This is a genomic window from Hylemonella sp. W303a (assembly GCF_046452315.1).
Lineage (GTDB): Bacteria > Pseudomonadota > Gammaproteobacteria > Burkholderiales > Burkholderiaceae_C > Hylemonella.
On sequence record NZ_JBKFDG010000004.1, the window covers coordinates 1 to 23,821 of the forward strand.

Below are 23,821 nucleotides of genomic sequence, written 5' to 3' on the forward strand. Positions count from 1 at the left end.
CTTTCAATTCTCCAGAAAAGGAAAAGCAACGCGACTCAAAACACCAAGACGCGACGGATGGCACAGCCAGCACCAACCGCGCACCTGTAGATGGTGCCCATGGCGGGAATCGGACCCGCGACCTCTCCCTTACCAAGGGAGTGCTCTACCACTGAGCCACATGGGCGAAATTCAGCCTCAACACCGACCGGGTTGCATACCCAGCGCACACGCATTCACCAATGAACCGCTGGAGCGGGAGACGGGAATCGAACCCGCGTCATCAGCTTGGAAGGCTGGGGTTCTACCATTGAACTACTCCCGCCTCGCGCCACCAGTCCAGCGCATGACACGCCCGAACCAGCAACGACTCTGCCGTTCATCGCAAACACTTGGTGGAGAGGGCTGGATTCGAACCAGCGTACTCGTAAGAGGGCAGATTTACAGTCTGCTGCCATTAACCACTCGGCCACCTCTCCACGGTGAGCCAGCGATTATGCCATGATTTCTTGACACTGAAAGCCCTGATGCGAGGCCCGGGCCCGTCAGCCCCGCGCAACCGACACCGGTCGGCGCGATCGAAGCGCTATCAGGACATGGGTCACCAGGCCACCGCGCCTTGTCCGTGCGCGAGAAGGAAATCATTGGCCAGGCTGAAATGGCCACAACCCAGAAAAGGCTGAGGCCCGCGCAGGGCTGACAGCGGCGAGGGGTGGTTGGCCGTCAACACCAGATGGCGGCCGCCGACTCCGACGCGCCCCTCCTGCAAACCCTGCCCGCCGCAGGCCTGTGCCAGCACTTTTTGAGCGTGGGCGCCCCACAACATGAAAACCATCGGAGATTCTTGCTCAATCACCGCATGGATGATCTGCTGGGTAAGCACCTCCCATCCCCACCCCGCATGGCAGGCCGGCGCACCGTCTTCCACGGTCAGGCAGGTGTTGAGCAGGAGCACACCTTGATCAGCCCAGCCCTGCAGCGAACCGTCCGTCGGGGTGGAGCGGGGCGCCAGTTGCGGGTCTCGCACCAGTTCCTTGTAGATGTTGCGCAAGGAAGGCGGTGGCTTGACGCCAGGCGCAACGGAAAACGCCAGCCCTTCGGCCTGCCCTGGGCCATGGTACGGGTCCTGCCCCAAGATGAGTGCGCGCACCGCGGTCAGGGGGGTGAGCTCCAGCGCGCGCAAGGGGCGCGGCGGGTAGATCACCGCGCCAGCATCCAGCCGCGACTGGATTTGCTGCCCCAGCGTCCGCCCGACCTCGCTGTCGAAAAAAGTCTGCGCCAGAGCCCTCCAATCTGGCGCCAATGGCGCCAGCCAATCCGCAGGCACCCAGGTTCGCAGGCGCTCCACCGCGAACAGGCCCTCCGGCTGTGCCAAGTCCCCGCGATCACCCATGTCGCTCGCGCCCGGACACGGTCAGGCAAACAGCTCAGCCAAGGCCAGCCCTGGTTCGGGCGCGCGCATGAAGGCCTCGCCGACCAGGAAGGCGTGCACACCCGCGTCGCGCATGCGCGCAACGTCGGCGCGCTGCAGGATGCCAGACTCGGTGACCAGCAACCGCTCGGCAGGCACCCGCCCCTGCAAGGCCAGGGTCGTGTCGAGGGAGACCTCGAAGGTACGCAGATTGCGGTTATTGACGCCTATCAGCGGAGTACTGAGCTTGAGCGCGCGGTCTAGCTCGGCGCCGTCGTGCACTTCCACCAGCACGGCCATGCCCAACCCCATGGCGATGGCCTCGAAGTCACGCATTTGCGCATCGTCCAGGCAGGCCGCGATCAGCAGCACGCAGTCCGCCCCCATCGCTCGGGATTCGTAGACCTGGTAAGGATCGATCAAGAAGTCCTTGCGCAACACGGGCAGATCGCAGGAAGCCCGGGCTTGCTTCAGATAGTCAGGCTGGCCCTGAAAGAATTGCCGGTCGGTCAACACCGACAAGCAAGCGGCACAGACCTTGCCCCCGCTGCCCGTGTTGCCTTCGGCGTAACTCTGCGCGATGTCCGCGGGAATGAAATCAGCGCGCAGCACCCCCTTGCTCGGACTGGCTTTTTTGACTTCGGCGATCACTGCAGCCTGACCTGCCGCGATCTTGCCGCGCAATGCGCCCACGAAGTCGCGCGTGAGCACACGGCTCTCGGCGTCGGCGCGCATGGCCGCCAAGGAGACTTTCCTGGCCGCAGCGGCAACTTCCTCGCGTTTGACGGCAACGATTTTTTCCAGGATATCGCTCATGCAGGTTCGCTCCCTTCTTTCATGCCAGCCGGCTGGCCACGGCCACCAGTTGGGTCAGCTTGGCCTTGGCCGCACCACTGGCGATGGCGCCCTGTGCCTTCAACACGCCCTGGGCCATCGAGGGCACCACGTTGGCGGCGTACAGCGCCGCGCCCGCGTTCAAAGCCACCAGATCACTCGCCACACCGGGCTGACCGTCCAGCACGCCCAGCAGCATCGCCCGAGAAGCTTCGGGGGTTTCGACCCGCACCTGTCGCATGCTGGCCATGGCAAACCCGAAATCCTCGGGGTGAATTTCATACTCGCGAATCTCCCCGTCTTTCAGCTCGCCCACCAAGGTGGCCGCACCCAGGCTGATTTCGTCGAGGCCGTCCTTGCCATGCACCACCACGGCGTGCGTTGCCCCCAGTCGCTGCAAGGCGCGCACCTGGATGCCCACCAAATCGGGGTGGAATACGCCCATCAGGATATTGGGCGCGCTCGCCGGGTTGGTCAGCGGACCCAGAATATTGAAGATGGTTTTGACACCCAATTCCTTGCGCACCGGCGCGACATTCTTCATGGCCGGGTGGTGGTTGGGAGCAAACATGAAGCCCACGCCGGTCTCGGCAATGCAGCGCGCGATGGCCTCGGGCTTGAGTTGGATGTTGACGCCCAGCGCCTCCATCACGTCGGCGCTTCCGCTCTTGCTCGACACGCTGCGTCCGCCATGCTTGCTGACCTTGGCGCCGGCTGCCGCGGCCACGAACATGGCGCAGGTGGAAATGTTGAAGGTGTGGGCTCCGTCGCCACCCGTGCCCACGATGTCCACGAGGTGCGTGGCATCGGCCACCTCGACCTTGGTCGAGAACTCGCGCATCACCTGCGCGGCGGCGGTGATTTCGCCGATGGTTTCCTTCTTCACTCGCAGGCCGGTGATCAACGCAGCCATCATCACCGGCGACATTTCGCCGCTCATGATGAGCCGCATGATGTGCAGCATCTCATCGTGAAAAATCTCGCGGTGCTCGATGACTCGCTGCAAAGCTTGTTGGGGAGTAATGGGCATGACGTTGTCTCCTGAGAGCGGCGTTCAATCCGACGGTTGTTCAGTAAAAGCCAGCTTGAGCCCAAAGGCGATGAACATGGTGCCCGCCGCGCGGTCGAGCCAATGCATGCCACGGCGGATGACCGTCGCACGACGTGCCAACCATGACGCGGCCAGCGCCCAACCCACGTTGACGGGGATCGCGTTCACATTGAACAGCACGCCCAGCAACACAAAGGCCAGCGCCTTGTTGTCGGTGCCCGGTGCAATGAACTGCGGCACAAAGGCCAGAAAGAAAATGGCGACCTTGGGATTGAGCACGTTGGTCCAAAAGCCGCCCAAGAACACTGTGCGCAGCGGTGTGTGCGACTCCGGGACCGCTCGCGCGACCGACAACGCCACAGTGTCGCTACCCTCGGCACCCGGCTTGGACAGCAGCATGCGCACACCCATCCACATCAAGTAAGCAGCACCGATCCACTTGAGCAAGGTGAAGGCCGTGGAAGATGCAGCCAACAGCGCGCCGACGCCCACCGCGGCCGCGAAGATGTGCACGAAACAACCGGTCGTGATCCCCAGCCCCGCCACGATGCCAGCCCGCGTGCCTGAGCGCAGCGAGTGGGTCACCACATAAAGCACGTCCGGACCAGGGGTCAGGTTGAGCAGCCAGCCTGCGGCGATGAACAAGAGGAGTTGATGACTGTCGATGATCATGCGCGCTGCTCCAGAAAGTTCTTCAGCATCGCGTGCCCATGCTCCGTGAGGATGGACTCGGGATGGAACTGCACGCCCTCCACAGCCAAGGTCTTGTGCCGCAGCCCCATGATTTCACCGTCGTCGGTCCAGGCGGTCACCTCCAGATCAGGCGGGCAGCTGGCGCGCTCGACGGCCAAAGAGTGGTAGCGATTGACCGTGAATTTTTCCGGCAGGCCCGCAAACACACCATGGCGGGTCGTGGTGATTTCGCTCGTCTTGCCATGCATCAACTCGCGCGCGCGGACCACCTTGCCGCCGAAGGCCGCGCCGATGCTCTGGTGCCCGAGACACACCCCGAGAATCGGCAGCTTGCCCGCGAAGTGCTGGATGGCCGCGATCGAGATGCCCGCCTCCGCCGGCGAACACGGTCCGGGCGAGACAACCAGCCGATCGGGCTGGCGCTGCGCCAAGCCTTCTACCGTGATCTCGTCGTTGCGGAACACCTCGACCTCGGCGCCCAGCTCGCCGAAATACTGGACCAGGTTGTAGGTGAAGCTGTCGTAGTTGTCGATGATCAAGAGTTTCATGGTGCAGCTCCTTTCACTCCAGACCTTCTTCAACCAGCTCGGCGGCACGCAGCAGGGCCCTGGCCTTGGCCTCGGTTTCCTTCCACTCGAGCTCGGGCACGGAGTCGGCCACCACGCCTGCGGCGGCCTGGACATAGAGCCGCCCGCCCTTGACCACGCCGGTGCGGATGGCGATGGCCAAGTCCATGTCGCCCGCGTAGCTCAGGTAGCCGCAAGCACCGCCGTAGAGACCGCGCTTGCTCGGCTCCAGTTGATCGATGAGTTCCATCGCGTGCACCTTCGGCGCACCGGTCAGGGTGCCAGCGGGGAAAGTGGCCTTCAACACGTCCATGCTGCCCATGCCGTCCTTGAGCAGGCCCTCGACGTTGCTGACGATGTGCATGACGTGGCTGTAGCGCTCCACCGCGAAGGCCTCGGTCACCTTGACGCTGCCGATGCGCGCAATGCGGCCGATGTCGTTGCGCGCCAGGTCAATCAGCATGACGTGCTCCGCGCGCTCCTTGGGGTCGCTGACCAACTCCCGCTCGGCCGCCAGGTCGGCCTCGGGCGTGGCGCCACGCGGACGCGTGCCCGCCAATGGACGGATCGTGATTTTCTGGCCTCCGTCCACCTTTTCCTGCCGCACCAGGATTTCGGGCGAAGCGCCCACGACCTGGCTATCGCCGAAGTCGTAGTAGTACATATAAGGGGAGGGATTGAGCGTGCGCAACGCGCGGTAAAGCGACAGCGGGTGCGACTCGAATTTCTTGCTGATGCGCTGGCCGACCTGCACCTGCATGAAGTCGCCTGCGGCGATCAACTCCTTGGCGCGCTCCACGGCCTTCAGGTAGTCCGCCTTCGCGAATTCGCGCTCGGCCGGATGGTGAGCGCTGGGCGCGAGCGCCGTGATGGGCGGTGCACTGGCGGGCTCGCGCAAACGATCGCGCAGCTCGCGCAGGCGGCGCTTGGCCGCCGTGTACGCCTCAGGCTGGGCCGGATCCACGTACACGATGAGGTAGAGCTTGCCTGACAGGTTGTCGATGACGGCCAGTTCCTCGCACTGCAACAACAGGATATCGGGCATGCCCAGCGTGTCGGGTGGGCAGGTATCCTTGAGCTTCTTCTCGATGTGGCGCACGGCGTCGTAAGCAAAGTAGCCCGCAAGACCACCGCAGAAACGAGGCAGGCCTGGCGTCAGCGCGACCTTGAAACGCTGCTGGTACGCCGTGACGAAGTCCAGTGGATTGCCGTGATCGGTTTCGATCACGTTCCCATCGCGCAAGACCTCGGTGCGCGCTTGCGCCCCAAAGCCGCTGCTGCGCAACCAGACCCGCGCGGGCAAACCAATGAAGCTGTAGCGGCCAAAGCGCTCACCGCCAACGACGGACTCCAGCAAAAAGCTGTTGCGGCCCCCATCCTGCACGTGGGCCAGCTTGAGGTAGAGCGAGAGCGGTGTTTCGAGATCGGCAAACGCCTCGGCGATGAGGGGGATGCGGTTGTAGCCAGCCTGAACCAGGCTTTTGAATTCAAGTTCGGTGATCAAGGGAGAGCCTCCGGCTCGTGCGGACCGCCCCGCCAAAGGGCGGTCACGCGTTCATTCGGGCAGGCCTTGCGCTGCAAGACCCAGGGGCGCGCGGCGCGCGCCGCGCATCAGCTGAACGAGCAAGCAGGCCGACGCCAGGGCCAGGCTCCCCGGTCGCTGCAACCTTTGCTGATGAGGCGATGAATGAACATAGGCTGCTTTATAGCACCTTCGGCAAACGCCAGGCATTGGACTTGGCCGGATGACTCGACGCGGTCAGCCCGCATGCGCGGCCTGCTTTCCCGCCCATGCCTCCAGCTCTGCCGCGTTCAGCGGATGGCTATAGAGGTAGCCCTGACCTTTGTTGATGCCCAAGTACTGCATCAGCGCGGCCTGCTCCAGGGTCTCGATGCCTTCGGCGACGGTCTGCAGGTGCAAGGCCTTGGCCATGCGGATGGTGGCCTCGATCATCACGCGGTGGTAATTGCTGTCCAACGCCTCGCTCACGAAGGAACGATCCACCTTCACCTGGTTCACCGGCAGCGCGTGCAGGCAGGACAAGGACGAATACCCCGTGCCGAAATCGTCCAGCGACAGCGCCACGCCCAGCGCGCTCACCTCGCGCAACACGCTCTGCACACCCTCGTCCTGCGCGGCCAGGCTCTCGGTCACCTCCAACATCAGGGCCTCGGGGCCGATGCCCGTGCTGCTGAGCAAGTCGGACAAGCGCGCGACGAAGTCCGTCTGCCGCAATTGCGCGCGCGACACATTCACCGACACGGTCTGCGGCGCGCGGTCACCCAGCATTTGGCGCAGGCGCACCAGCTCATGGCAAGCCGTGCGCAACACGCGCTCGCCCAGAGGACCAATCAGACCCGACCCCTCGGCCACTGGGATGAAGGCCAGGGGCGAGATCAAACCACGCTTGGGGTGATGCCAGCGCGCCAGCGCCTCCACGCTCGCGAGCCGCCCCGTGGCAAGGTCGATCAAGGGCTGGTAGACCACGCGGATCTCGTCCCGGGCCAGGGCTTGGCGCAGGTCGTTCTCCAGTTCCGCGTCGTCATGCACGCGCTTGCGCAGCGAGGGCTCGAACAGCTCGTAACGCCCGCGACCCTGGCGCTTGGCTTCATACATCGCAATGTCGGCGTCACGCAGCACGCTGTCCGGATCGTCGGCCATGTGCGTGGGCGTGACGATGCCAATGCTGGCCGTGGAACTGACGCGGTGCCCGCCGATCTCGTACGGCTCGGCCAAAGTCTGCAGCAAGCGCGTGGCGACGACCTGCGCATCCTGGTCACTGCGGATGTTGTCGAGCAGCACCACGAATTCGTCTCCGCCAATGCGTGCCGCCAATTGCTGCGCGGGTTGCCCGGTCAGCACGTCGATGTCACTGGCCTTTACAAACGCATCTCCCGCGCGCAAGCTGTCCTGCAGCCGTCCCGCGATTTGGCGCAACAACTCGTCACCCGCCGAATGGCCCAGCGTGTCATTGACCTGCTTGAAGCGGTCGAAGTCCATGAACAGCACGGCGAAGCCATAGCCCGGTTCGCGACGGGCGCGATCCAAAGCAGCGCGAATCCGACGCAGTAGCTCAGCGCGGTTGGGCAAGTGGGTCAGGCTGTCGATGCGCGCGCTCTGACGCAACTGCTCTTCCAGCTCCTTCTGCGCGCTGACGTCGTAGCAAACGCCCGCCATGCGCGCCGCGCGACCTCGGCCATCACGGGACACCACCGTGCCGGAAAACAGCATCCAGCGCCATCGGCCATCCTCGTGACGCAAGCGCATTTGCACGTGCACGGGTCGTCGTGAATCGCGCAGGTTCGCGCGCAGGGCCCGCGACATCGCATCGAGATCTTCGGGATGGATCAGGTCGACCAGGGTGCGCGCCGTCAACTCCAAGGAGCCACTGGCGTAACCCAGCAAGGCGTAGAAGCGCTCGTTCACCTCCAGGCGGCCGCTGGCGAAATCCCACTGCCAGACTCCGAGCGCGGCGCTCTCCACCGCGATCGACAGCAACTGCTGCTGATCACGCTGTTCGGTCACGTCGATGACGCTGGACGCCACGCCCGTCATGTGTCCCGCCGCATCGCGCAACGGCTGGGTGTTCGTCAGCAGCCATCGCACCGGCGCGCCAGGCAGCACGATACCGATGGATTCCGCGCGCAACGGCAGGCCGGTGCGCAGCGTGCGTTGCGTCGGACGCTCGTCCTCCGGATATGGCGTCAAGTCGGCACGCACGGTGGTGACTCCTGGCGCCGACAACCCCAAGCGCCCCACCAGGGCGTCCACGGGCAAGCCCAGCATCTGGGCGGCCAGCACATTGCAATCGAGCACCCGACCTTCCAAGTCCTGAAGCACCACGCCCACCGGGACGGCATCGATCAATGCGCGCAATCGCAGACGCTGGCTTTTGGCCTCGGTGATGTCGGTGGCGACCAAGGTGCACCCTTGATGCTCCCCTTGCGCCCCGCGGATCGGTTGGTAGTCCACGTCCAGCCAAACCTCGCGACCGTCGGCGGTTCGATGCAACACCTCGGCGCGCACGGGCCGACCTTGGCGCAACGCTTCCAGCAAGGCCTGCTCGCTGGCTTCGTCGTCATCCGCTGGCCCCAGCAGCGCGCCCTGAGCCCCCATGACCTGTTCGCGAGACAAGGCCTTGCCGCGCAGGAACGCGTCGTTGCACCAAAGCACCCGACCGACGTCATCCAGCATGGCCACCCAGTTGGCCGTGCGCTCGGCGACCAGCGCCAACTGACGGCGCTGCTGCGTCTGCTGGCGCAGATTGGCGTTCTGCTCACGCACGAAACGCACCAACGGTTCCGCCACGCCCAGCATCAGCAGGAACAGAAGCACCAGGGTGACGAGGAAAGAAACCCGGATGCCTCGCAGCGTCTCGGAAGCGCGCCACTGCGCGGCCTCCTGCAAGTCACGCCCCAGGCGCTGGAGAGTGGCCGTGAAAGCATCCAGCTCGGCATGCACGCGCGCGATCGCGCGTTCACGCGCAGCAGGATCGGCCCCCTCCACTTGCCAGAGCAAGGATTGCGTGTGGTACCAAATCCGTTCACGCTGTTCTTGCCAGCGGGTGATGGTCTGCTTCAGATCGCCGGTCGGCTCAGACTCGGCCGCGGGGAGCTCGCTCTGCCCACCGAGCAGCGTGTCCAGCGCCTCGGCCTGGGTCTGCATGAGATGCACGGTCTCGTTCAACGCATCAATGCTGCGTTCCCCTGAGTCCATGCTGGCCTGCAAGCGTGTGAGCTGAAGCCGCAGGCGCTGCGCGAGCGTCTCCTGCAGCGCGGCAACCCGGATGACCTCGGCATCCGCTTGTCGCACCGCCTCGAGACGCATTTGCTGACGGCTCTGGAGCCACGCCACCACACCGACCGCCACGAGCACGAAGTAGAGCGCCAGTCTCACTCGGTGATGGGTCCGCGCGCCACGCAACGCCTTGGACGACGCGATCTGTGGCGCGGCATCCGTTTGGGGCGGGGCGGATTCCGAGGCTGAAGCAGTTGATGCAACGGCCACCGGCTCGGCCTCGGTCATGGCAGACCCGCCACGCGCACTCCCGCTATCAGGCGCCGCGTGCAACGGCGCAGCGGCCCAGGCGCCAGCGTTCGGGACCGCCCGCTCACCTGCCTCTTGTCGGGCGCCCCGTCTTATCCACCACCTTTGCGCCATGTCCGCATACCCCTATGGTTTTCCTAGAGTAGCAGGACACAGCGCGGGATAAAGCCCATGGATGATGGGCTTCGGCCTCGCTTTTCGGGCTAAGCCAGCGCCCGGCGCATGGCATCCACCACGGCCTTGTAGTCCGGTTTGCCGAAGATGGCGCTGCCCGCCACGAAGGTGTCCGCCCCGGCGTCCGCCACGCGGCGGATGTTGTCGACCTTGATGCCACCGTCCACTTCCAGCCGGATGTCCTTGCCGCTGGCTTCGATGCGCTTGCGCGCGGCCTCGATCTTGCGCAATGCCGAGTCAATGAAGCTCTGCCCCCCGAACCCCGGGTTAACGCTCATGATGAGGATCAGATCGATGTCTTCAATCACCCAATCCAGCACGTCCAGGGGAGCCGCCGGGTTGAAGGTCAGGCCCGCCTTGACGCCCTTGGCCTTGATGGCCTGGATGCTGCGGTGCACGTGCGGCGAAGCGTCGGGATGGAAACTGATCAAGTCCGCGCCAGCCTCGGCGAAAGCCGCCGCCAGCGCGTCGACCGGCTGCACCATCATGTGCACGTCCAAGGGCACGGGCGTGCCGTCGGCGCGTTTGGCGTGGGGCTTGAGCGCCTGACAAATCATGGGACCGAAGGTCAGGTTGGGCACGTAGTGGTTGTCCATCACGTCGAAATGGATCCAGTCCGCGCCGGCGGCGATGACGTTCTTCAGCTCTTCACCCAGGCGGGCGAAGTCGGCGGACAGGATGGACGGGGCAATGCGGTGGTGAGTGGGGGCGGAATGGCTCATGGCGGGGGCCCGATGGCGGGCCAAAGTCAGGGGAAGTCAAAAGGTATTTTCGCAGGTAGGATCACAGCTTGCCGGCCTTCCTCGTTCACGTGTTCCAGCCTTTGCGCCAACCGCCATGTCCGACCCCACCGACATCCTGATCGAAACCCAGCCGCGCCACCTGCCCGAGCAGTCCGATCCGGCGCGCGGTATCTATGCCTTCGCTTACACGATCACCATCACCAACCGGGGCGACGTGGCGGCGCAGCTCATTTCGCGCAGTTGGAATGTGAACGACGCCAATGGCCACACCGAGAAGGTGCGCGGCCTGGGCGTGGTGGGCCAGCAGCCCCTGCTCAAGCCTGGCATGCGTTTCGAGTACACCAGCGGCGCTCGCTTGCGCACGCCCACCGGCACCATGCACGGTAGCTATTTTTTCGTGACGGAAGAAGGCGAACGCTTCGACGTGGACATCCCCCTGTTCGTGCTCGACGCCTTGAGCACCGGCGGCGGCCAGCGGACCCTGCACTGAGCGGTCGCCCAGCAGCATGGCTCTCGGTGAGTTCGAGCTGATCGCGCGCTACTTTCAGCGCAACGCCGTGCCGCGCAACCCAGCCGTGGCCCTGGGCATCGGCGACGATTGCGCCTTGTTGCAGCCCACCCCTGGCCTGCCGACCGCGCTGCCTTCGGACGCCCAGTTGGCCATCAGCACCGACATGCTGGTCGAGGGCCAACACTTCTTCCCTGACGTCGCCCCAGAGGCTCTCGGCCACAAGGCCTTGGCCGTGAACCTCAGTGATCTGGCCGCTTGCGGCGCCCAGCCCCTGGCCTTCACGCTCGCGCTGGCCTTGCCCGACAGCAATGCCGCGCGCGAAACCTGGATCGACGCCTTCACGCGCGGGCTGTTCTCCCTGGCCGACGCCCATGGCTGCACGCTGATGGGCGGTGACACCACGCGCGGCCCACTCACAATTTGCATCACGGTCTTCGGTGCGGTGCCGACCGCGCAGGGCCACAGCCAGGCATTGCTGCGCTCGGGCGCGCGGCCGGGCGATGACATCTGGGTCAGCGGCACCTTGGGCGATGCGCGACTCGCGCTGCTGGCGCTCAAGGCGCAACGGGGTGAGCGCAGTCCGAATGCGCCGCGCTGGCTTCAGTTGCCACCCGAGGTGCTGAAGCTGGCACGCGCCCGACTGGAGCGTCCGACCCCGCGCGTGGCCCTGGGCCTCGCGCTACGCGGCATCGCCAACGCCTGCATGGACTTGAGCGACGGCTTGGTCGGCGACCTTCAGCACATCTTGGAAGCCTCGCGTTGCGGCGCGCGACTGCTCGGACCGGTGTTGAGCGAACTGCTGGCTTCTCACCGCCTCGACAGCACCGCGCTCACTTCACCCGAGCGCCTGAGCCTGGTCCTGTCAGGGGGCGATGACTACGAGCTGCTGTTCACCGCCCCGGCCAACCGCCGCGAGGCCGTGGCGACCGCGGCCACGGTGGCGAACACCCCGGTCACCCGCATCGGCCAGATCGAGGCACAGGAAGGACTGCGCGTGGTGGATGCCCAGGGCCAGCGACTGGCGGGCCGGTTCGCGTCCTTCGACCATTTCGCCTGAGCCCCCGAAAACCGGGAGAAGCGCGAAACCGCCGGTCCTGGTGGACTGCGTCAGTGGGCGGTGACTGCTGCTTCCAGGGCGTCGACGAAGCGCTTTGCCACGTCATACCCGCTCTGGTCGCTGATCTCCTGGAAGCACGTTGGGCTGGTGACGTTGATCTCGGTGAGCTGCTCACCGATCACATCCAACCCCACGAGCAGGAGTCCCCGCGCCGCGAGCAAGGGCCCCAGGCTTTCGGCGATTTCACGGTCTCGCGCGGTCAGCGGCTGGGCCACACCCTTGCCGCCAGCGGCCAGGTTGCCCCGCACTTCGCCGCCCTGCGGAATGCGCGCCAATGCGTAAGGCACGGGTTGACCGCCAATGACGAGGATGCGCTTGTCGCCCTGGGCGATGGCGGGGATGAACTTCTGCACCATCAAGGTTTGCGCGCCGTCCTGATTCAAGGTTTCGATGATGCTGCCCAGATTCAGGCCGTCGTCCTTGACACGGAAGATGCCCATGCCGCCCATGCCATCGAGCGGCTTGAGAATGATGTCTCGGTGTTCAGCGTGGAAGGCCCGCACCGCTTGCGCTTCGCGCGTGACCAGGGTGGGCGCGATGAAATGCGGAAATTCCAGGATGGCGAGCTTTTCCGGGTGGTCACGCAGCGCACGCGCCTTGTTGTAGACCCGCGCGCCCTCGCGCTCGGCTTGCTCCAGCAAATGGGTGGCGTAGAAATACTCGCTGTCGAAAGGCGGGTCCTTGCGCATCAGGACGGCGTCAAAGTCACGCAAGACGGCGTCGCGCAGGGCCGACTCGCGAAACCACGCATCGGCCTGCCCGGTGAGCACGATGTCTCGCACCTGCGCCCGCACCGGGCCACCCGCCCGCCCGTCCGACGCCCAGCGCAATTGACTGGGTTCGCAAGCCGCCAGCTCGTGACCTCGACGCGCTGCCTCACGCATCATGGCGTAGGTACTGTCTTTGGTGATCTTGAAGGATTCCAGCGGGTCGGCGATGAACAGAAACTTCATGCGCGGAAGTCTCGCACGAATTGCGAATCACAAGGACCGCTGCCCGGCAAAGGCCGCAAACACCGGGTGCCCAAGGGACCTGACCCGGGCTTACTGCAGTCAGGGACAAGCAAAACCCGAGCCAGTTTTCCGTGGTGTTTAAAATGGCCCTCCCTTTCCGCTTGCCCCTTCGGCTGGCCCCACCCGCACCGCCCCCAGCGGTTCTGTCCAGGTTTTAAAACGGCACACCGCCCATCCGTCCCGCGATGCCTTCCCGCTGCCCTCCGCTCCGCCCGTTTCTGTCTCGCTGGGGTCTCGCCTGGGGCGGCTTCATGCTCTTTCTGATGGCGGCCTGCCTGCCGGCGGGCGCCCAGACCAAGGCCGCGGGCGCATCCCCCAGCGCTGCGGCGACGCCTGCAGCGGCGGCACCGGTGACGCAGGCCATGCACATCGAGGCCGACGCGCTGCGCTACGACGACCAGCGCCAGATCAGTGTGTTCAGTGGCAATGTCGTGCTCACGCGTGGCGGCATCCGGATTGAAGGGCAGCGCATCGAAGTTCGGCAGGACGCGCTGGGCTATCAGTACGGCAATATCACCGCTGCCTTGGGCCAGCGAGCCCGGTTCACGCAATTGCGCGAGGGCATGGATGAAACCGTGGTCGCGGAAAGCAACACCATCGAATACGACGGCCGCACCGATGTGTTCAAGCTGCTGGGCGATGCCGTGTTGCGCCGCCTGCGCAGCGGCGCCGAAGCCGACATCATGACCGGCCAGGTGGTCGTCTACGACAACTTGAAGGACATCTTCACCATCGACGGCGCGCGCGCCACGGGCGGCGTGCCCCCCCGAACGGGGTCCGACACCCGGGTGCGCGCCACCCTGTCCCCGCGCGCCGCCACGCCTGCGACGCCGCCGGGGACTGCGGGAACGCCAGCGGCCGCGGGCAAGGCGCCGACCACGAACGGGGTGAAACAAGACTTGAATCTGCGCGACGACGCGCGCCTTGCCCCGACGCCCGCGCGCGGCGCTCGTTAACGCGCCCGCGCCCAAACCGGCCATCGACACACGCATGAGCGAACAGCACACGACCCCGGCGCCCGCCAGCGCCCCCGCCTCCACGAACCCAGCCACCCCCGCCGAGTTCGACCCCGCGCAAGCCAGCCGCCTGGAGGCGCTCAACCTCAAGAAGTTCTATGGCAGCCGCGAAGCCGTGAAGGACGTGTCACTCGCCGTGCGACGCGGGGAGGTGGTGGGTTTGCTCGGCCCGAATGGCGCGGGCAAGACCACCAGCTTCTACATGATCGTGGGCTTGGTGCGCGCCAGCGCGGGCGCCATTGAAATCGATGGCCAGCGCGTGGAACACATGCCCATCCACCAGCGCGCGCGCATGGGCCTGTCTTATCTGCCCCAGGAAGCCTCGATCTTTCGCAAGCTCAATGTCGAGGACAACGTGCGCGCCGTGCTGGAACTGCAGCACGACGAGCAGGGCAAGCGATTGAAGCGCGCCGAGATCGAACACCGCCTCACCAGCCTGCTGCAGGACCTGCGCGTGGAAAAGCTGCGCCTGTCGCCCTCGCTGGCGCTTTCGGGTGGTGAACGGCGCCGCGTGGAAATCGCGCGCGCTTTGGCCACGCAGCCGCGCTTCATCCTGCTGGACGAGCCCTTCGCGGGCATCGACCCCATCGCGGTGATCGAGATCCAGCGCATCATCAGCTTCCTGAAGTCGCGCGGACTGGGCGTGCTGATCACCGACCACAACGTGCGCGAGACACTGGGCATCTGCGACCACGCCTACATCATCAGCGAGGGCCGCGTGCTGGCCGAAGGCACGCCCGCCGACATCGTCAACAACGCCGACGTACGCCGCGTGTACCTTGGCGAGAACTTCAAGATGTGAGTATGTGGGCCCCCATGCTTGTCACTCCCTGCACTGCGCTGCCCCCTGGGGGGCCTTCGCGCCTTGGGGCGGCCCGGCGGCGCGCGCGGGCGCACGCTTGAGAACGGTTTAGCGCATGAAGCAAAGCCTCTCGCTGCGCATCTCCCAGCATCTGGCGCTCACGCCCCAGCTACAGCAGTCCATCCGCCTGCTGCAGCTGTCCACGCTGGAGCTGAACCAGGAGGTGGAGCAACTGCTGGACGAAAACCCGTTCCTGGAACGCGCCGACGAGAGCGCCGAGCGTGAGGCATTTGGTCTGGAGCAAGCTGACACACCGCCGGTGAACGACGACGATCACGGCGACACGGTCAGCAACGGCCCCCTGGAAGGCCCCTCCGAGCACATCCATGAGACGAGCGTCGAAGCCGCCAGCGACGAGGCGACGACCGTGGATCTGGCCAGCGACGGCGACTGGGAAGGGGACGGCAGCGTCGATCTGGCCCCGGACGACAGCGAGTGGGGCGGCGACGCTCCCCCGCGCAACGGCAAGCAGGACGACGACGACGCAGCCGACGCCACCGAACTGGCACGCGCGCACGAAACCCTGCAAGACCACCTGCGTCAGCAAGCCTTGGCCTTGCGGTTGACGCCTGCCGACCGCGCCGCGCTGCTCTTCCTGATCGAGTCGCTCAACGACGACGGCTACTTGGAGGACTCGCTGGAGACGTTGGCGGCCAGTCTGGCGGGCGACGACGCCGAGCAACTGGAAGGTCTGCTGGAACACTTTCAGATCGCGCTGCGCCTGCTGCACCAAATGGAACCTTCGGGTGTCGGCGCGCGCTCGTTGAGCGAATGCCTGCGCCTGCAGTTGCAGCAGCAGATGCAGCACCTCGCGCCGCCCCCCCTTTCGACCTCGAGCGCACAACAGGCGAAACAAGACGCCAGCGGCACGCTACGGCAAACGCTGACTCAGGCGCTGCGCTTGATTGAACAAGCTCCCGAATTGCTGGCGCGGCGCGATCTGCGTCGACTGACCCAGCTGACCGGGGGCTCGGGTGCGGCGGGCGAGGCGCTGACGCGCGAGGCTCTGGCCTTGATTGCGCGGCTGGAGCCCAAGCCGGGTCGCCGTTTCGTGGACGTCGAGCGCCACATCATCACGCCCGATGTGCTGGTGCAGCGCGTGGGGGGCACGGCCAGCAACGCGCGCTTTCGCGTCATGCTCAACCCCGACGTGATGCCCCGCCTGCGCGTGCACGACATCTACGCCAACGCGCTCAAGGGGCAGCGCGGGTCGGGCGGCGGCACGCGCGACGCCAGCAGCCATGCCGCGCTGCAGCAGCGCCTGCAGGAAGCGCGCTGGTTCATCAAGAACATCCAACAGCGCTTTGACACCATCCTGCGCGTGGCCAATGCCATCGTGGACCGGCAAAAGAATTTCTTCGTTCATGGTGAATTGGCGATGCGCCCGCTGGTGCTGCGCGAAATCGCCGACGAGCTGGGTCTGCACGAATCCACCATCAGCCGGGTGACCACGGCCAAGTACATGTCCACGCCTTTCGGCACCTACGAACTCAAGTACTTCTTCGGCTCGGGCCTCGGCACTGAATCGGGCAGCAGCGCCTCCAGCACCGCCGTGCGCGCGCTGATCAAGCAGTTCGTCGGCGCGGAGAACGCCAAGAAGCCGCTGTCCGACAGCCAGCTGTCGGAGATGCTCAAGGAACAAGGCATCGAATGCGCGCGCCGCACCGTGGCCAAGTACCGCGAGACGCTGAAGATCGCCCCGGCGAATTTACGCAAGACGCTCTGAGCGCCCTGCCTCCCCTCTCATGAATGATCTACAGCTTTTCCTGCCCTGCGCTGCTGGCGTGGAGGATTTCCTCGCAACCGAGGTCCAGGCCATCACGGGCGCGCCCAGCGAGGCCCTGCGCAAGGGCCGTGGCGGTGTCGGGGTGCGGGCCAGCTGGCATGACGCGCTCAAGCTCAACCTGCACAGCCGCTTGAGCCAGCGGGTACTGGTCCAACTGGCTCACCGCCCCTACCGCGACGAACAAGACATCTACGAAGCGGCCAGCAGCGTCGCTTGGGAGCTGTGGTTCACCGCCCAGCAGAGTTTCAAGATCGAGCTGACCGCGCAGCACAGCCCGCTCAAGAGCCTGAACTTCGCCACGCTTCGCATCAAGGACGCCGTGGCCGACCGCTTCCGCGCCAAGGGCGGTGCGCGCCCGGACGTGGACACGCAATGGCCGGACGCGCGCATCCATGCCCACCTGACGCGCGAGCAAGTGACGCTCTACATCGACACCTCGGGGGAACCGCTGTTCAAGCGTGGCTGGCGCGAAGACAAGGGCGAAGCACCGCTGAAAGAAACGCTGGCTGCGGCAATGCTGGCGGCCTCCGGCTGGGGTGGCGTTTGGAACCCCGGCGCCGGGCCACTGCCGCTGTACGACCCCTGCTGCGGCAGCGGCACCATCGCCATCGAGGCCGCGCAGATCGCCTGTCGCATGGCCCCTGGGCGACAGCGCCGCTTTGGCTTCGAGCGGCTGCTGCCCTTCCAGGCCGCGGCCTGGCAGCGCATCAAGGCCGAGGCGGAAGCGGCCATCACGCCCTTGCGCGAGCCGCTGGTGTTCGGCAGCGACGTGGCCCACCGCATGGTGGACTTCGCCCAGCGCAACGCCGAGCGCGCGGGCGTGGCCAGCGCCATCGAGTTCCGGGGTGGTGACGCGCTGCAGCGCATGCCCCCCAGCACCCAGCCGGGTGTGCTGCTGCTCAATCCGCCCTACAACGAGCGCATCGCCGTGGCCGGCATTGCACGCGGTGGCCGCGCTGGCGGGCCGATGCGAGGCGGCGCGGACCACGGCGCGCGCGCGGTGCGTGAAACGGCGCAGACCGAGGACGGCGGTGAATTTTTCTCTCGCCTGGCCACGCACTGGAAGAAGAACTACGCGGGCTGGACGGCCTGGGTGCTCACGCCCGACCTCAAGCTGCCAGGCCGGATGCGCTTGAAGGAAACCCGGCGCGTGCCGCTGTGGAACGGGCCCATCGAATGCCGGCTGTTCCGCTTCGACCTCGTGGCGGGAAAAATGGAGGCGAGCACCCATGTCACCGAACGTTGAAACACGCACCCAGCGGCTGGCCACGCTGCTGGGCACCGAACTGCCCATCATTCAGGCCCCCATGGCGGGCTCCCAAGGCAGCGCCTTGGCGCTGGCCGTGTGCGCGGCCGGTGGCCTGGGCTCTCTGCCCGCCGCCGCGCTCATGCCCGAGGCCCTGCGCGCCGAGCTGACCGTGCTGCGCGCACAGAGTGAAGGCCGCCCTTGGAACCTGAACTTCTTCGCCCACCAGCCCCCCGCGCCGGACGTCGCGCGCGAAGCCGCCTGGCGCCAGAGCCTCGCGCCCTACTACGCCGCATACGGCATCGATCCAACCCAGGTTCCCGCAGGCGCGGGCCGCAGCCCCTTCAGCGCGGCGCTGGCCGACTTGGTGGAGGAATTCCGCCCCCCCGTGGTGAGTTTCCACTTCGGTTTGCCCGCGCCCGAACTGCTGGCGCGCGTGCGTGGCTGGGGTTCGAAGGTCCTGTCCAGCGCGACCTCGGTGGAAGAAGCGTTGTGGCTGGAACGGCAGGGCGTGGATGCCGTCATCGCCCAGGGCTTGGAAGCGGGCGGACACCGAGGCCATTTCCTGTGGCGCGATGTCAGCACGCAAATGGGGACCTTCGCCCTGCTGCCCCAGATCGCAGGTGCGGTGCGCATCCCCGTGATCGCGGCCGGCGGGATTGTTGACGCGCAAGGCGTGGCGGCAGCTCTCGCTTTGGGTGCGTCTGGGGTGCAAGCAGGCACGGCTTACCTCCTCTGCTCGGAGGCGAGCCCCAGTCCCGTGCACCGCGCCGCGCTGATCGCCGAAGCGACACGGATCAGGACGGGTCAACCCGCCAGCGGCACCACCTTGACCACGCTCTTCACGGGTGGCGCGGCACGGGGCCTGGTGAACCGCGCCATGCGCGAACTCGGTCCGCTCGACAACGCAGCGCCCGCCTTCCCCCTGGCGACAGCCGCCATCGCCCCCCTGCGTGCCGCAGCCGAGAAGGTGGGCTTGGGCGATTTTTCGCCGCTCTGGTGCGGCCAGAACCTCAGCGCCTTGCCAGTGAACGGCAGTATCAGCGCGGCGGAGGTGACGCGCGCCCTCGCCCAAGGCCTGGCCGCCGGGTGATCGACCTCCTGTCATGAATGCGCCCGGCCTGCACGCCCTGGTCCTCGACACCAACGTCGTGCTCGATTTGCTGCTCTTCGCGGACCCGGCGACGCCCGCCCTGCGCGAGGCCCTGGACGCGCAACGGCTGCACTGGGTGACCACCCCCGTTATGCGCGAGGAACTGGCCCGCGTGCTGGCCTACCCCCACATCGTTGAACGCATGCGGTTTTACCAGCGCAGCGCGGCCGATCTGCTGGTCGACTACGACGCGCGAGCGCGGCTGGTCGATGTGGCGCCCAAGGCACCTTACGTTTGCAAGGACCCCGACGACCAGAAGTTCATCGACCTGGCCTTTCATCTGATGCGCGATCCAGGGCAGCTCCAGGGCGCCATCCTGCTCAGCAAGGACAAGGCCGTCCTCAAACTGAAGAAGCGGCTGGCTGCCCACGGCGTGCTCGTGTCCCCGCGCCTGGATTCCCCTGCGTCAGCACCGGCCTGAATCGATGTGTCTGGGCCGCAGCGGGTGCCGCGCGGTGCATGCAGGTCGACATTTCAAACGCAAGGTTTAACGCAGTCACTCGACCAGCCGCTGGGCTATGCTGCGCCGACGTTCTTATTCCGCATTACACCTTGCACCATGAGCCAAGACACCCCGCCCTCCACCCCTCACGCCGTCCTGCGCCAACGCCAGGACTTCCAGTTCGAGATCGATTTCGGCGCGCCCCGCCCCACGCTGTTGGCCGATGAAAATCCGCCGCTGGGCCAGGGCGCGGGCCCCTCGCCGGTTCAACTGCTCTGCGCGGCCGTGGGCAACTGCATGGCCGACTCGCTGCTGTTCGCGCTGCGCAAGTTCAAGCAGCAACCCGAACCCATCACCTGCGAGGTGCGCGCCGAGGTCGGCCGCAACGCGCAAAACCGCCTGCGCGTGCTGAGCCTGGACGTGGCGCTGACGCTGGGCGTGCCTGCAGCCCAGCTGGAACACCTGGACCGTGTGCTCGCCCAGTTCGAGGACTTCTGCACCGTGGGCATGAGCGTTGCGCAGGGCATTCCGCTTCGCCTCAGCGTGAAGGATGCGACGGGCGCTCAACTCAAGTGAAAGGAGTGGCTGTGCCGGCGCGCGTCATCACCGCAGGTCAAATCAGCAGCGGCAGTTCGGCAGCAAGAAAATCGTAGACCGCTCGTATCCGTGGGCTGCTGCGGATCTCCCGGTGCACGACCAGCCACATGGGCAGGGGCGGGACCTTGAGCACACCGCCCAGCACCTGCACCACCTCGGGCGTTGAGCGAGCCACATAACCAGGCGCGAACCCGATGCCCACGCCGGCGGCGACTGCCCGCCACTGAACGATCATGTCGTCGCAGCGCAGCACGAAAGCCTCGGGGCCGACCGGATAGCCCAGACGATTGAAGCCCTGCAGGACCGTGGTGTCTGTATCGCCAGCAATCAGGTCGTGACGCAGCAGATCGGCTATTTGGCGCGGTGTGCCACGCCGCGCCAAATAGCTGCGATGCGCATACGCCCCGATACGCAGCTCGCCCAGCTTGCGAGCGATCAGCGTGTTCTGTTGCGGCCGCACCATGCGGACCGCAATGTCGGCCTCGCGCCGCAGGAGATTGCTGACGGCATTGCTGGCGACGAGTTCGATCCGGATGTCGGGCAAACTCACACGCATGCGCGCCAGTAGGGTAGGCATCAGATAGATTGCCACGGGCGTGCTGGCCGTCAGGCGCACGGTGCCGGTCTCGCGCGCCAACTCGCCCTGCAACACCCGAGCCAACTGCAGGGCGCCACTTTCCATGGTGCGCGCCGCGTCAGCCAGCAGCAGGGCTGTCGCCGTGGGCGCGAGGCCTCGACCGGTACGCTCGAACAGCAAGGCCCCCAATTGTCGCTCCAGCTCCGCCACCTGACGACTCACCGTGGGTTGGCTCAGCCGCAGCACGCGCGCGGCACCCAGCAGGCTCCCCTGTTCCAGCGTGACAAGCAGGGTACGGATCAGGTTCCAGTCAAAGCTATTCATTGATGCAAGTGATCTATAGAAACTCATGCAATTGTGTTGGTGGTAGAGCGATTCCACAATCGTGCCATTGATCGCTTTTCTGGAGACTTGTCATGCAACGCCGTTCCTTTCTTCGCGTCGCCAGCGGCGGTTTCATCGCCGCAGCCGTCGCCACACCCCTGACCCTGAGCGGCTGCTCGAGCGAGTTACCTCCCGAGGCCCTGCAGGCCTGGCAGGGACCTGGGGAGGAGCCCGATGTGCGCCGCTGGATCCTGGCCCATGCCATCTTGGCGCCGCATTCGCACAACTTGCAGTCTTGGTTGGTGGATCTGCGCACACCGGATGAGATCACGCTTTACCTGGACCGTGGCCCCGGTCGCCTGCTGCCCGAGACCGACCCCTGGCATCGACAGATGATGCTCAGTCAGGGAACTTTTCTGGAACTGCTGGACTTGGCTGCGCGACAGCGCGGCTTGCGCGCGGACGTCATACTGTTCCCGCAAGGCGAGTTCGAAACCCGCACGGTGGACTCGCGGCCCACGGCACACATCCGGCTGGTCGCGGACTCCACGGTGAAGCCCGATCCCCTCTTCGCGCAGGTCTTCCGGCGGCGCACCAACCGCGAAGCTTACGAAGTACGCGAGCCCGCACCCAACGCCTTGCAGGCCATCGCGGCGGCGGTGCACGACCCCTTGCTGCGCGCTGGCTTCGTTGGGGGCGCGGAACCGCAACGACTCCAGGAACACCGCGACATCGCCATGGAAGCTTGGCGCATCGAGCTGCAGACCCCGCGCACGATCTTGGAGTCCTATCGCGTGCTGCGGGTGGGGCCCCAGGAGATCGCCGCGCACCGCGACGGCCTATCGCTCAATACGCCGCTGATGCGCGCCCTGGTGACGCTGGGTCTGTTCGACCGTGGCCATCCGCCCGAGCCGGGAGACCTGGGCATTGCGAGTCAGATCGAGGACTTCAACGCCAAGGTCGGCACGACCCCGGCCTTCTTCTGGCTGGTCAGTGAAGGCCAGGGACGGACAGTGCAAATCAAGGCCGGTCGGGCCTATCTGCGCGCCCAGCTGGCAGCCACAGCCCAGGGCTTGTCCATGCATCCGGTCTCGCAAGCTCTGCAGGAATACCCGGAGCAAGCCGAACCCTATGCCCGCATCCACCGACTGCTGGACGCGCCACCGACCCGGCAGACGGTGCAAATGTGGACCCGTCTGGGCTACGCCCCGGCCATCCCCCCTTCGCCGCGGCGCGGACTGGACGCCCATATCTTGCGAGTCTGAAATACTGCCTGAGTACCTAACTACAGAGAGCAGAGAGCCGTCAGTCATCCCCCTGCGGACCGCGCCCAGGCGCCATTGACGGCCACCCGCTCCACCACCCGCTCGTCGCCCAGCACGATGAGCGCGAACAGCAACTCCTCGAGATTGCGCGCCTGCGCGGTCTTGCGAGCCAGCAGGGGCGTGGCAGCGGGGTTGAGGACGAGGAAGTCGGCCTCGTGGCCGGGCTGCAGATTGCCGATCACGCCTTCCAGACCCAGGGCTTTGGCGGCGCCAGCGGTGTGCAACCACCAGAGTCGCTGCGGGCTCAAGGAAAGACCCGGCTTGGCTGCGCCCTCGCGCCCCACGTAATAGGCCGCCAGCATGGTGCGGAAGGGACTGAAGCTGGTGCCACCGCCCACGTCGCTGGCCAGGCCGTATGCATGACCCACGCGGTCCGCGGCGGCGTAGTCGAAGAAGCCACTGCCCAAGAACAGGTTGCTCGTCGGACAGACCGCGGCCACCGCGCCGCGATCGCGCAGGAGGGCGCGGTCATCGTCGTCGAGATGGATGCAGTGGGCGTAGACGGCGCGCTCGCGCAACAAGCCAAAGTCTTCATAAACGGACAGGTAGCTGCGTGACTGGGGGAACAGCTCACGCACCCAGGCGATCTCGTCACGGTTCTCGGCCACGTGAGACTGAATCCACACGGCCTTGTACTTCGAAGCCAACTCACCCGCGCCACGCAACTGGCTTGCGCTCGACGTCGGCGCGAAACGCGGGGTGATCGCATAGCCCAGACGGTCCACGTCGTGCCACTTGCGGATCAAGGTTTCGGTGTCGATCAGGCTCTGCTCCGTTTCATCGCGCACGCCGTCCGGCGAATGGCGGTCCTGCAAGACCTTGCCCGCGATCAAGCGCAGGCCTCGCATCCGAGCCTCGGCCATCAAGGCATCCACAGACTGGGGATGGGACGTCGCGAAGGTCAGCGCCGTCGTGACACCATGGCGCTGCAACTCATCGAGAAAGAAGCGCGCCACGTCAGTGGCGTAAGCCAGATCGCCAAAGCGGCTCTCGTGCGGGAAGGTGTAGTTTTCCAGCCAAGGCAGTAGCCCCTCGGCGGGCGAGCCGATCACATCGGTCTGCGGGTAATGGATGTGCAGATCGATGAATCCCGGCGCCAGGATGCGGCCTGGCCAATGCGTGACCGCGAGCCCAGGAAAGTCTCTGGCCAACTCGGATGTCAGGGCGCGGAAATCCCCCGCAAGCTGCACCACCTGACGCCCCGTCGCATCCGGGCCAACGACAAGCAAGCCGTCCTCATCGTAAAGAACTTGGCCTTGTTGATTGAAACGCAACAGCGCGGCTCGATAGGCATGCATCATGCCGACGAGCTTACCCTTTTCGGACCGTTTCGGCCCGAAACCCATTAGCATCT

21 protein-coding genes and 3 tRNA genes are annotated in these 23,821 nt (G+C 65.9%); 10 read left to right on the plus strand and 14 right to left on the minus strand.

Annotated elements, in window-relative coordinates; all coding sequences use genetic code 11:
- Nucleotides 1-91: 91 nt before the first annotated feature.
- The 11 genes from ACLBKS_RS08470 to rpe form a co-directional block, all read right to left on the minus strand.
- Nucleotides 92-166 (minus strand) — tRNA-Thr (locus ACLBKS_RS08470).
- A gap of 64 nt (nt 167-230) precedes the next feature.
- Nucleotides 231-304: transfer RNA gene (locus ACLBKS_RS08475), tRNA-Gly, on the minus strand.
- 68 nt (nt 305-372) lie between these two features.
- Nucleotides 373-458 (minus strand) — tRNA-Tyr (locus ACLBKS_RS08480).
- 122 nt (nt 459-580) lie between these two features.
- Nucleotides 581-1,372 (minus strand): uracil-DNA glycosylase, encoded by a 792-nt coding sequence (locus ACLBKS_RS08485; RefSeq protein ID WP_410192372.1) that lies wholly within the window; start codon nt 1,370-1,372, stop codon nt 581-583.
- Nucleotides 1,373-1,393: 21 nt separating this feature from the next.
- The gene (gene trpC / locus ACLBKS_RS08490; RefSeq protein WP_410192373.1) at nt 1,394-2,206 is read right to left on the minus strand and encodes an indole-3-glycerol phosphate synthase TrpC; all 813 of its coding nucleotides are present in this window, start codon (nt 2,204-2,206) and stop codon (nt 1,394-1,396) included.
- Between the two features lie 19 nt (nt 2,207-2,225).
- Entirely contained in the window at nt 2,226-3,254 is a 1,029-nt protein-coding gene (gene trpD, locus ACLBKS_RS08495; RefSeq protein WP_410192374.1) for an anthranilate phosphoribosyltransferase, read from the minus strand.
- A gap of 24 nt (nt 3,255-3,278) precedes the next feature.
- Nucleotides 3,279-3,947: a LysE family translocator gene (locus ACLBKS_RS08500; RefSeq protein ID WP_410192375.1), complete on the minus strand. Its 669-nt coding sequence runs from the start codon at nt 3,945-3,947 to the stop codon at nt 3,279-3,281.
- Nucleotides 3,944-4,516: an aminodeoxychorismate/anthranilate synthase component II gene (locus ACLBKS_RS08505; protein ID WP_410192376.1), complete on the minus strand. Its 573-nt coding sequence runs from the start codon at nt 4,514-4,516 to the stop codon at nt 3,944-3,946. Before ACLBKS_RS08505 ends, ACLBKS_RS08500 begins: the two co-directional genes overlap by 4 nt.
- A 13-nt stretch (nt 4,517-4,529) precedes the next feature.
- Nucleotides 4,530-6,038 (minus strand): anthranilate synthase component I, encoded by a 1,509-nt coding sequence (gene trpE, locus ACLBKS_RS08510; protein ID WP_410192377.1) that lies wholly within the window; start codon nt 6,036-6,038, stop codon nt 4,530-4,532.
- A 255-nt stretch (nt 6,039-6,293) separates the two neighbouring features.
- Complete coding sequence (locus ACLBKS_RS08515; RefSeq protein ID WP_410192378.1) at nt 6,294-9,560, minus strand: EAL domain-containing protein; 3,267 nt, start codon at nt 9,558-9,560, stop codon at nt 6,294-6,296.
- A 224-nt stretch (nt 9,561-9,784) separates the two neighbouring features.
- Entirely contained in the window at nt 9,785-10,477 is a 693-nt protein-coding gene (rpe, locus tag ACLBKS_RS08520; protein ID WP_410192379.1) for a ribulose-phosphate 3-epimerase, read from the minus strand.
- A gap of 115 nt (nt 10,478-10,592) precedes the next feature.
- Between rpe and apaG the strand changes: the two genes are divergently transcribed.
- Both apaG and thiL read left to right on the plus strand, forming a co-directional pair.
- Complete coding sequence (gene apaG / locus ACLBKS_RS08525; RefSeq protein WP_410192380.1) at nt 10,593-10,988, plus strand: Co2+/Mg2+ efflux protein ApaG; 396 nt, start codon at nt 10,593-10,595, stop codon at nt 10,986-10,988.
- 16 nt (nt 10,989-11,004) lie between these two features.
- Entirely contained in the window at nt 11,005-12,066 is a 1,062-nt protein-coding gene (gene thiL / locus ACLBKS_RS08530; protein WP_410192381.1) for a thiamine-phosphate kinase, read from the plus strand.
- 50 nt (nt 12,067-12,116) lie between these two features.
- Here thiL and gshB read toward each other — a convergent pair whose 3' ends face one another.
- Nucleotides 12,117-13,079: a glutathione synthase gene (gene gshB, locus ACLBKS_RS08535; RefSeq protein WP_410192382.1), complete on the minus strand. Its 963-nt coding sequence runs from the start codon at nt 13,077-13,079 to the stop codon at nt 12,117-12,119.
- Between the two features lie 311 nt (nt 13,080-13,390).
- Between gshB and lptA the strand changes: the two genes are divergently transcribed.
- The 7 genes from lptA (at nt 13,391) to ACLBKS_RS08570 (ending at nt 20,220) form a co-directional block, all read left to right on the plus strand.
- Nucleotides 13,391-14,095, plus strand: a complete 705-nt coding sequence (gene lptA / locus ACLBKS_RS08540; RefSeq protein WP_410192383.1) for a lipopolysaccharide transport periplasmic protein LptA — start codon at nt 13,391-13,393, stop codon at nt 14,093-14,095.
- A 34-nt stretch (nt 14,096-14,129) separates the two neighbouring features.
- Complete coding sequence (gene lptB / locus ACLBKS_RS08545) at nt 14,130-14,957, plus strand: LPS export ABC transporter ATP-binding protein (protein WP_410192384.1); 828 nt, start codon at nt 14,130-14,132, stop codon at nt 14,955-14,957.
- 115 nt (nt 14,958-15,072) lie between these two features.
- A complete protein-coding gene (gene rpoN / locus ACLBKS_RS08550) occupies nt 15,073-16,743 on the plus strand; it encodes an RNA polymerase factor sigma-54 (protein WP_410192385.1) in 1,671 nt (556 codons plus the stop codon).
- A gap of 19 nt (nt 16,744-16,762) precedes the next feature.
- A complete protein-coding gene (locus ACLBKS_RS08555) occupies nt 16,763-18,049 on the plus strand; it encodes a class I SAM-dependent RNA methyltransferase (RefSeq protein ID WP_410192386.1) in 1,287 nt (428 codons plus the stop codon).
- Nucleotides 18,033-19,142, plus strand: a complete 1,110-nt coding sequence (locus ACLBKS_RS08560) for an NAD(P)H-dependent flavin oxidoreductase (protein ID WP_410192387.1) — start codon at nt 18,033-18,035, stop codon at nt 19,140-19,142. Before ACLBKS_RS08555 ends, ACLBKS_RS08560 begins: the two co-directional genes overlap by 17 nt.
- Before the next feature lie 13 nt (nt 19,143-19,155).
- Nucleotides 19,156-19,623, plus strand: a complete 468-nt coding sequence (locus ACLBKS_RS08565; RefSeq protein WP_410192388.1) for a putative toxin-antitoxin system toxin component, PIN family — start codon at nt 19,156-19,158, stop codon at nt 19,621-19,623.
- 138 nt (nt 19,624-19,761) lie between these two features.
- Nucleotides 19,762-20,220 (plus strand): OsmC family protein, encoded by a 459-nt coding sequence (locus tag ACLBKS_RS08570; protein ID WP_410192389.1) that lies wholly within the window; start codon nt 19,762-19,764, stop codon nt 20,218-20,220.
- A 37-nt stretch (nt 20,221-20,257) separates the two neighbouring features.
- Here the strand turns inward: ACLBKS_RS08570 and ACLBKS_RS08575 are convergent, their stop codons facing one another.
- Nucleotides 20,258-21,142: a LysR family transcriptional regulator gene (locus ACLBKS_RS08575; RefSeq protein WP_410192390.1), complete on the minus strand. Its 885-nt coding sequence runs from the start codon at nt 21,140-21,142 to the stop codon at nt 20,258-20,260.
- A 92-nt stretch (nt 21,143-21,234) separates the two neighbouring features.
- Here ACLBKS_RS08575 and ACLBKS_RS08580 point away from each other — a divergent pair, with 92 nt between their 5' ends.
- Nucleotides 21,235-22,407 (plus strand): Acg family FMN-binding oxidoreductase, encoded by a 1,173-nt coding sequence (locus tag ACLBKS_RS08580; RefSeq protein ID WP_410192391.1) that lies wholly within the window; start codon nt 21,235-21,237, stop codon nt 22,405-22,407.
- 44 nt (nt 22,408-22,451) lie between these two features.
- Here the strand turns inward: ACLBKS_RS08580 and guaD are convergent, their stop codons facing one another.
- On the minus strand, nt 22,452-23,765 hold the full coding sequence (guaD, locus tag ACLBKS_RS08585; RefSeq protein WP_410192392.1) for a guanine deaminase: 1,314 nt from the start codon (nt 23,763-23,765) through the stop codon (nt 22,452-22,454).
- Nucleotides 23,766-23,821: the final 56 nt, after the last annotated feature.

What these genes read in the sequence shown, in the direction of transcription:
- ACLBKS_RS08500 (WP_410192375.1), bottom strand. Translation starts at nt 3,947, where the DNA reads ATGATCATCGACAGTCATCAACTCCTCTTGTTCATCGCCGCAGGCTGG.
- thiL (WP_410192381.1), top strand. Translation starts at nt 11,005, where the DNA reads ATGGCTCTCGGTGAGTTCGAGCTGATCGCGCGCTACTTTCAGCGCAAC.
- ACLBKS_RS08565 (WP_410192388.1), top strand. Translation starts at nt 19,156, where the DNA reads ATGAATGCGCCCGGCCTGCACGCCCTGGTCCTCGACACCAACGTCGTG.
- lptA (WP_410192383.1), top strand. Translation starts at nt 13,391, where the DNA reads ATGCTCTTTCTGATGGCGGCCTGCCTGCCGGCGGGCGCCCAGACCAAG.
- rpe (WP_410192379.1), bottom strand. Translation starts at nt 10,477, where the DNA reads ATGAGCCATTCCGCCCCCACTCACCACCGCATTGCCCCGTCCATCCTG.
- ACLBKS_RS08560 (WP_410192387.1), top strand. Translation starts at nt 18,033, where the DNA reads ATGTCACCGAACGTTGAAACACGCACCCAGCGGCTGGCCACGCTGCTG.
- rpoN (WP_410192385.1), top strand. Translation starts at nt 15,073, where the DNA reads ATGAAGCAAAGCCTCTCGCTGCGCATCTCCCAGCATCTGGCGCTCACG.
- apaG (WP_410192380.1), top strand. Translation starts at nt 10,593, where the DNA reads ATGTCCGACCCCACCGACATCCTGATCGAAACCCAGCCGCGCCACCTG.
- ACLBKS_RS08575 (WP_410192390.1), bottom strand. Translation starts at nt 21,142, where the DNA reads ATGAATAGCTTTGACTGGAACCTGATCCGTACCCTGCTTGTCACGCTG.
- ACLBKS_RS08505 (WP_410192376.1), bottom strand. Translation starts at nt 4,516, where the DNA reads ATGAAACTCTTGATCATCGACAACTACGACAGCTTCACCTACAACCTG.
- ACLBKS_RS08580 (WP_410192391.1), top strand. Translation starts at nt 21,235, where the DNA reads ATGCAACGCCGTTCCTTTCTTCGCGTCGCCAGCGGCGGTTTCATCGCC.
- gshB (WP_410192382.1), bottom strand. Translation starts at nt 13,079, where the DNA reads ATGAAGTTTCTGTTCATCGCCGACCCGCTGGAATCCTTCAAGATCACC.
- ACLBKS_RS08515 (WP_410192378.1), bottom strand. Translation starts at nt 9,560, where the DNA reads ATGACCGAGGCCGAGCCGGTGGCCGTTGCATCAACTGCTTCAGCCTCG.
- trpC (WP_410192373.1), bottom strand. Translation starts at nt 2,206, where the DNA reads ATGAGCGATATCCTGGAAAAAATCGTTGCCGTCAAACGCGAGGAAGTT.
- ACLBKS_RS08570 (WP_410192389.1), top strand. Translation starts at nt 19,762, where the DNA reads ATGAGCCAAGACACCCCGCCCTCCACCCCTCACGCCGTCCTGCGCCAA.
- ACLBKS_RS08555 (WP_410192386.1), top strand. Translation starts at nt 16,763, where the DNA reads ATGAATGATCTACAGCTTTTCCTGCCCTGCGCTGCTGGCGTGGAGGAT.
- ACLBKS_RS08485 (WP_410192372.1), bottom strand. Translation starts at nt 1,372, where the DNA reads ATGGGTGATCGCGGGGACTTGGCACAGCCGGAGGGCCTGTTCGCGGTG.
- trpD (WP_410192374.1), bottom strand. Translation starts at nt 3,254, where the DNA reads ATGCCCATTACTCCCCAACAAGCTTTGCAGCGAGTCATCGAGCACCGC.
- lptB (WP_410192384.1), top strand. Translation starts at nt 14,130, where the DNA reads ATGAGCGAACAGCACACGACCCCGGCGCCCGCCAGCGCCCCCGCCTCC.
- guaD (WP_410192392.1), bottom strand. Translation starts at nt 23,765, where the DNA reads ATGCATGCCTATCGAGCCGCGCTGTTGCGTTTCAATCAACAAGGCCAA.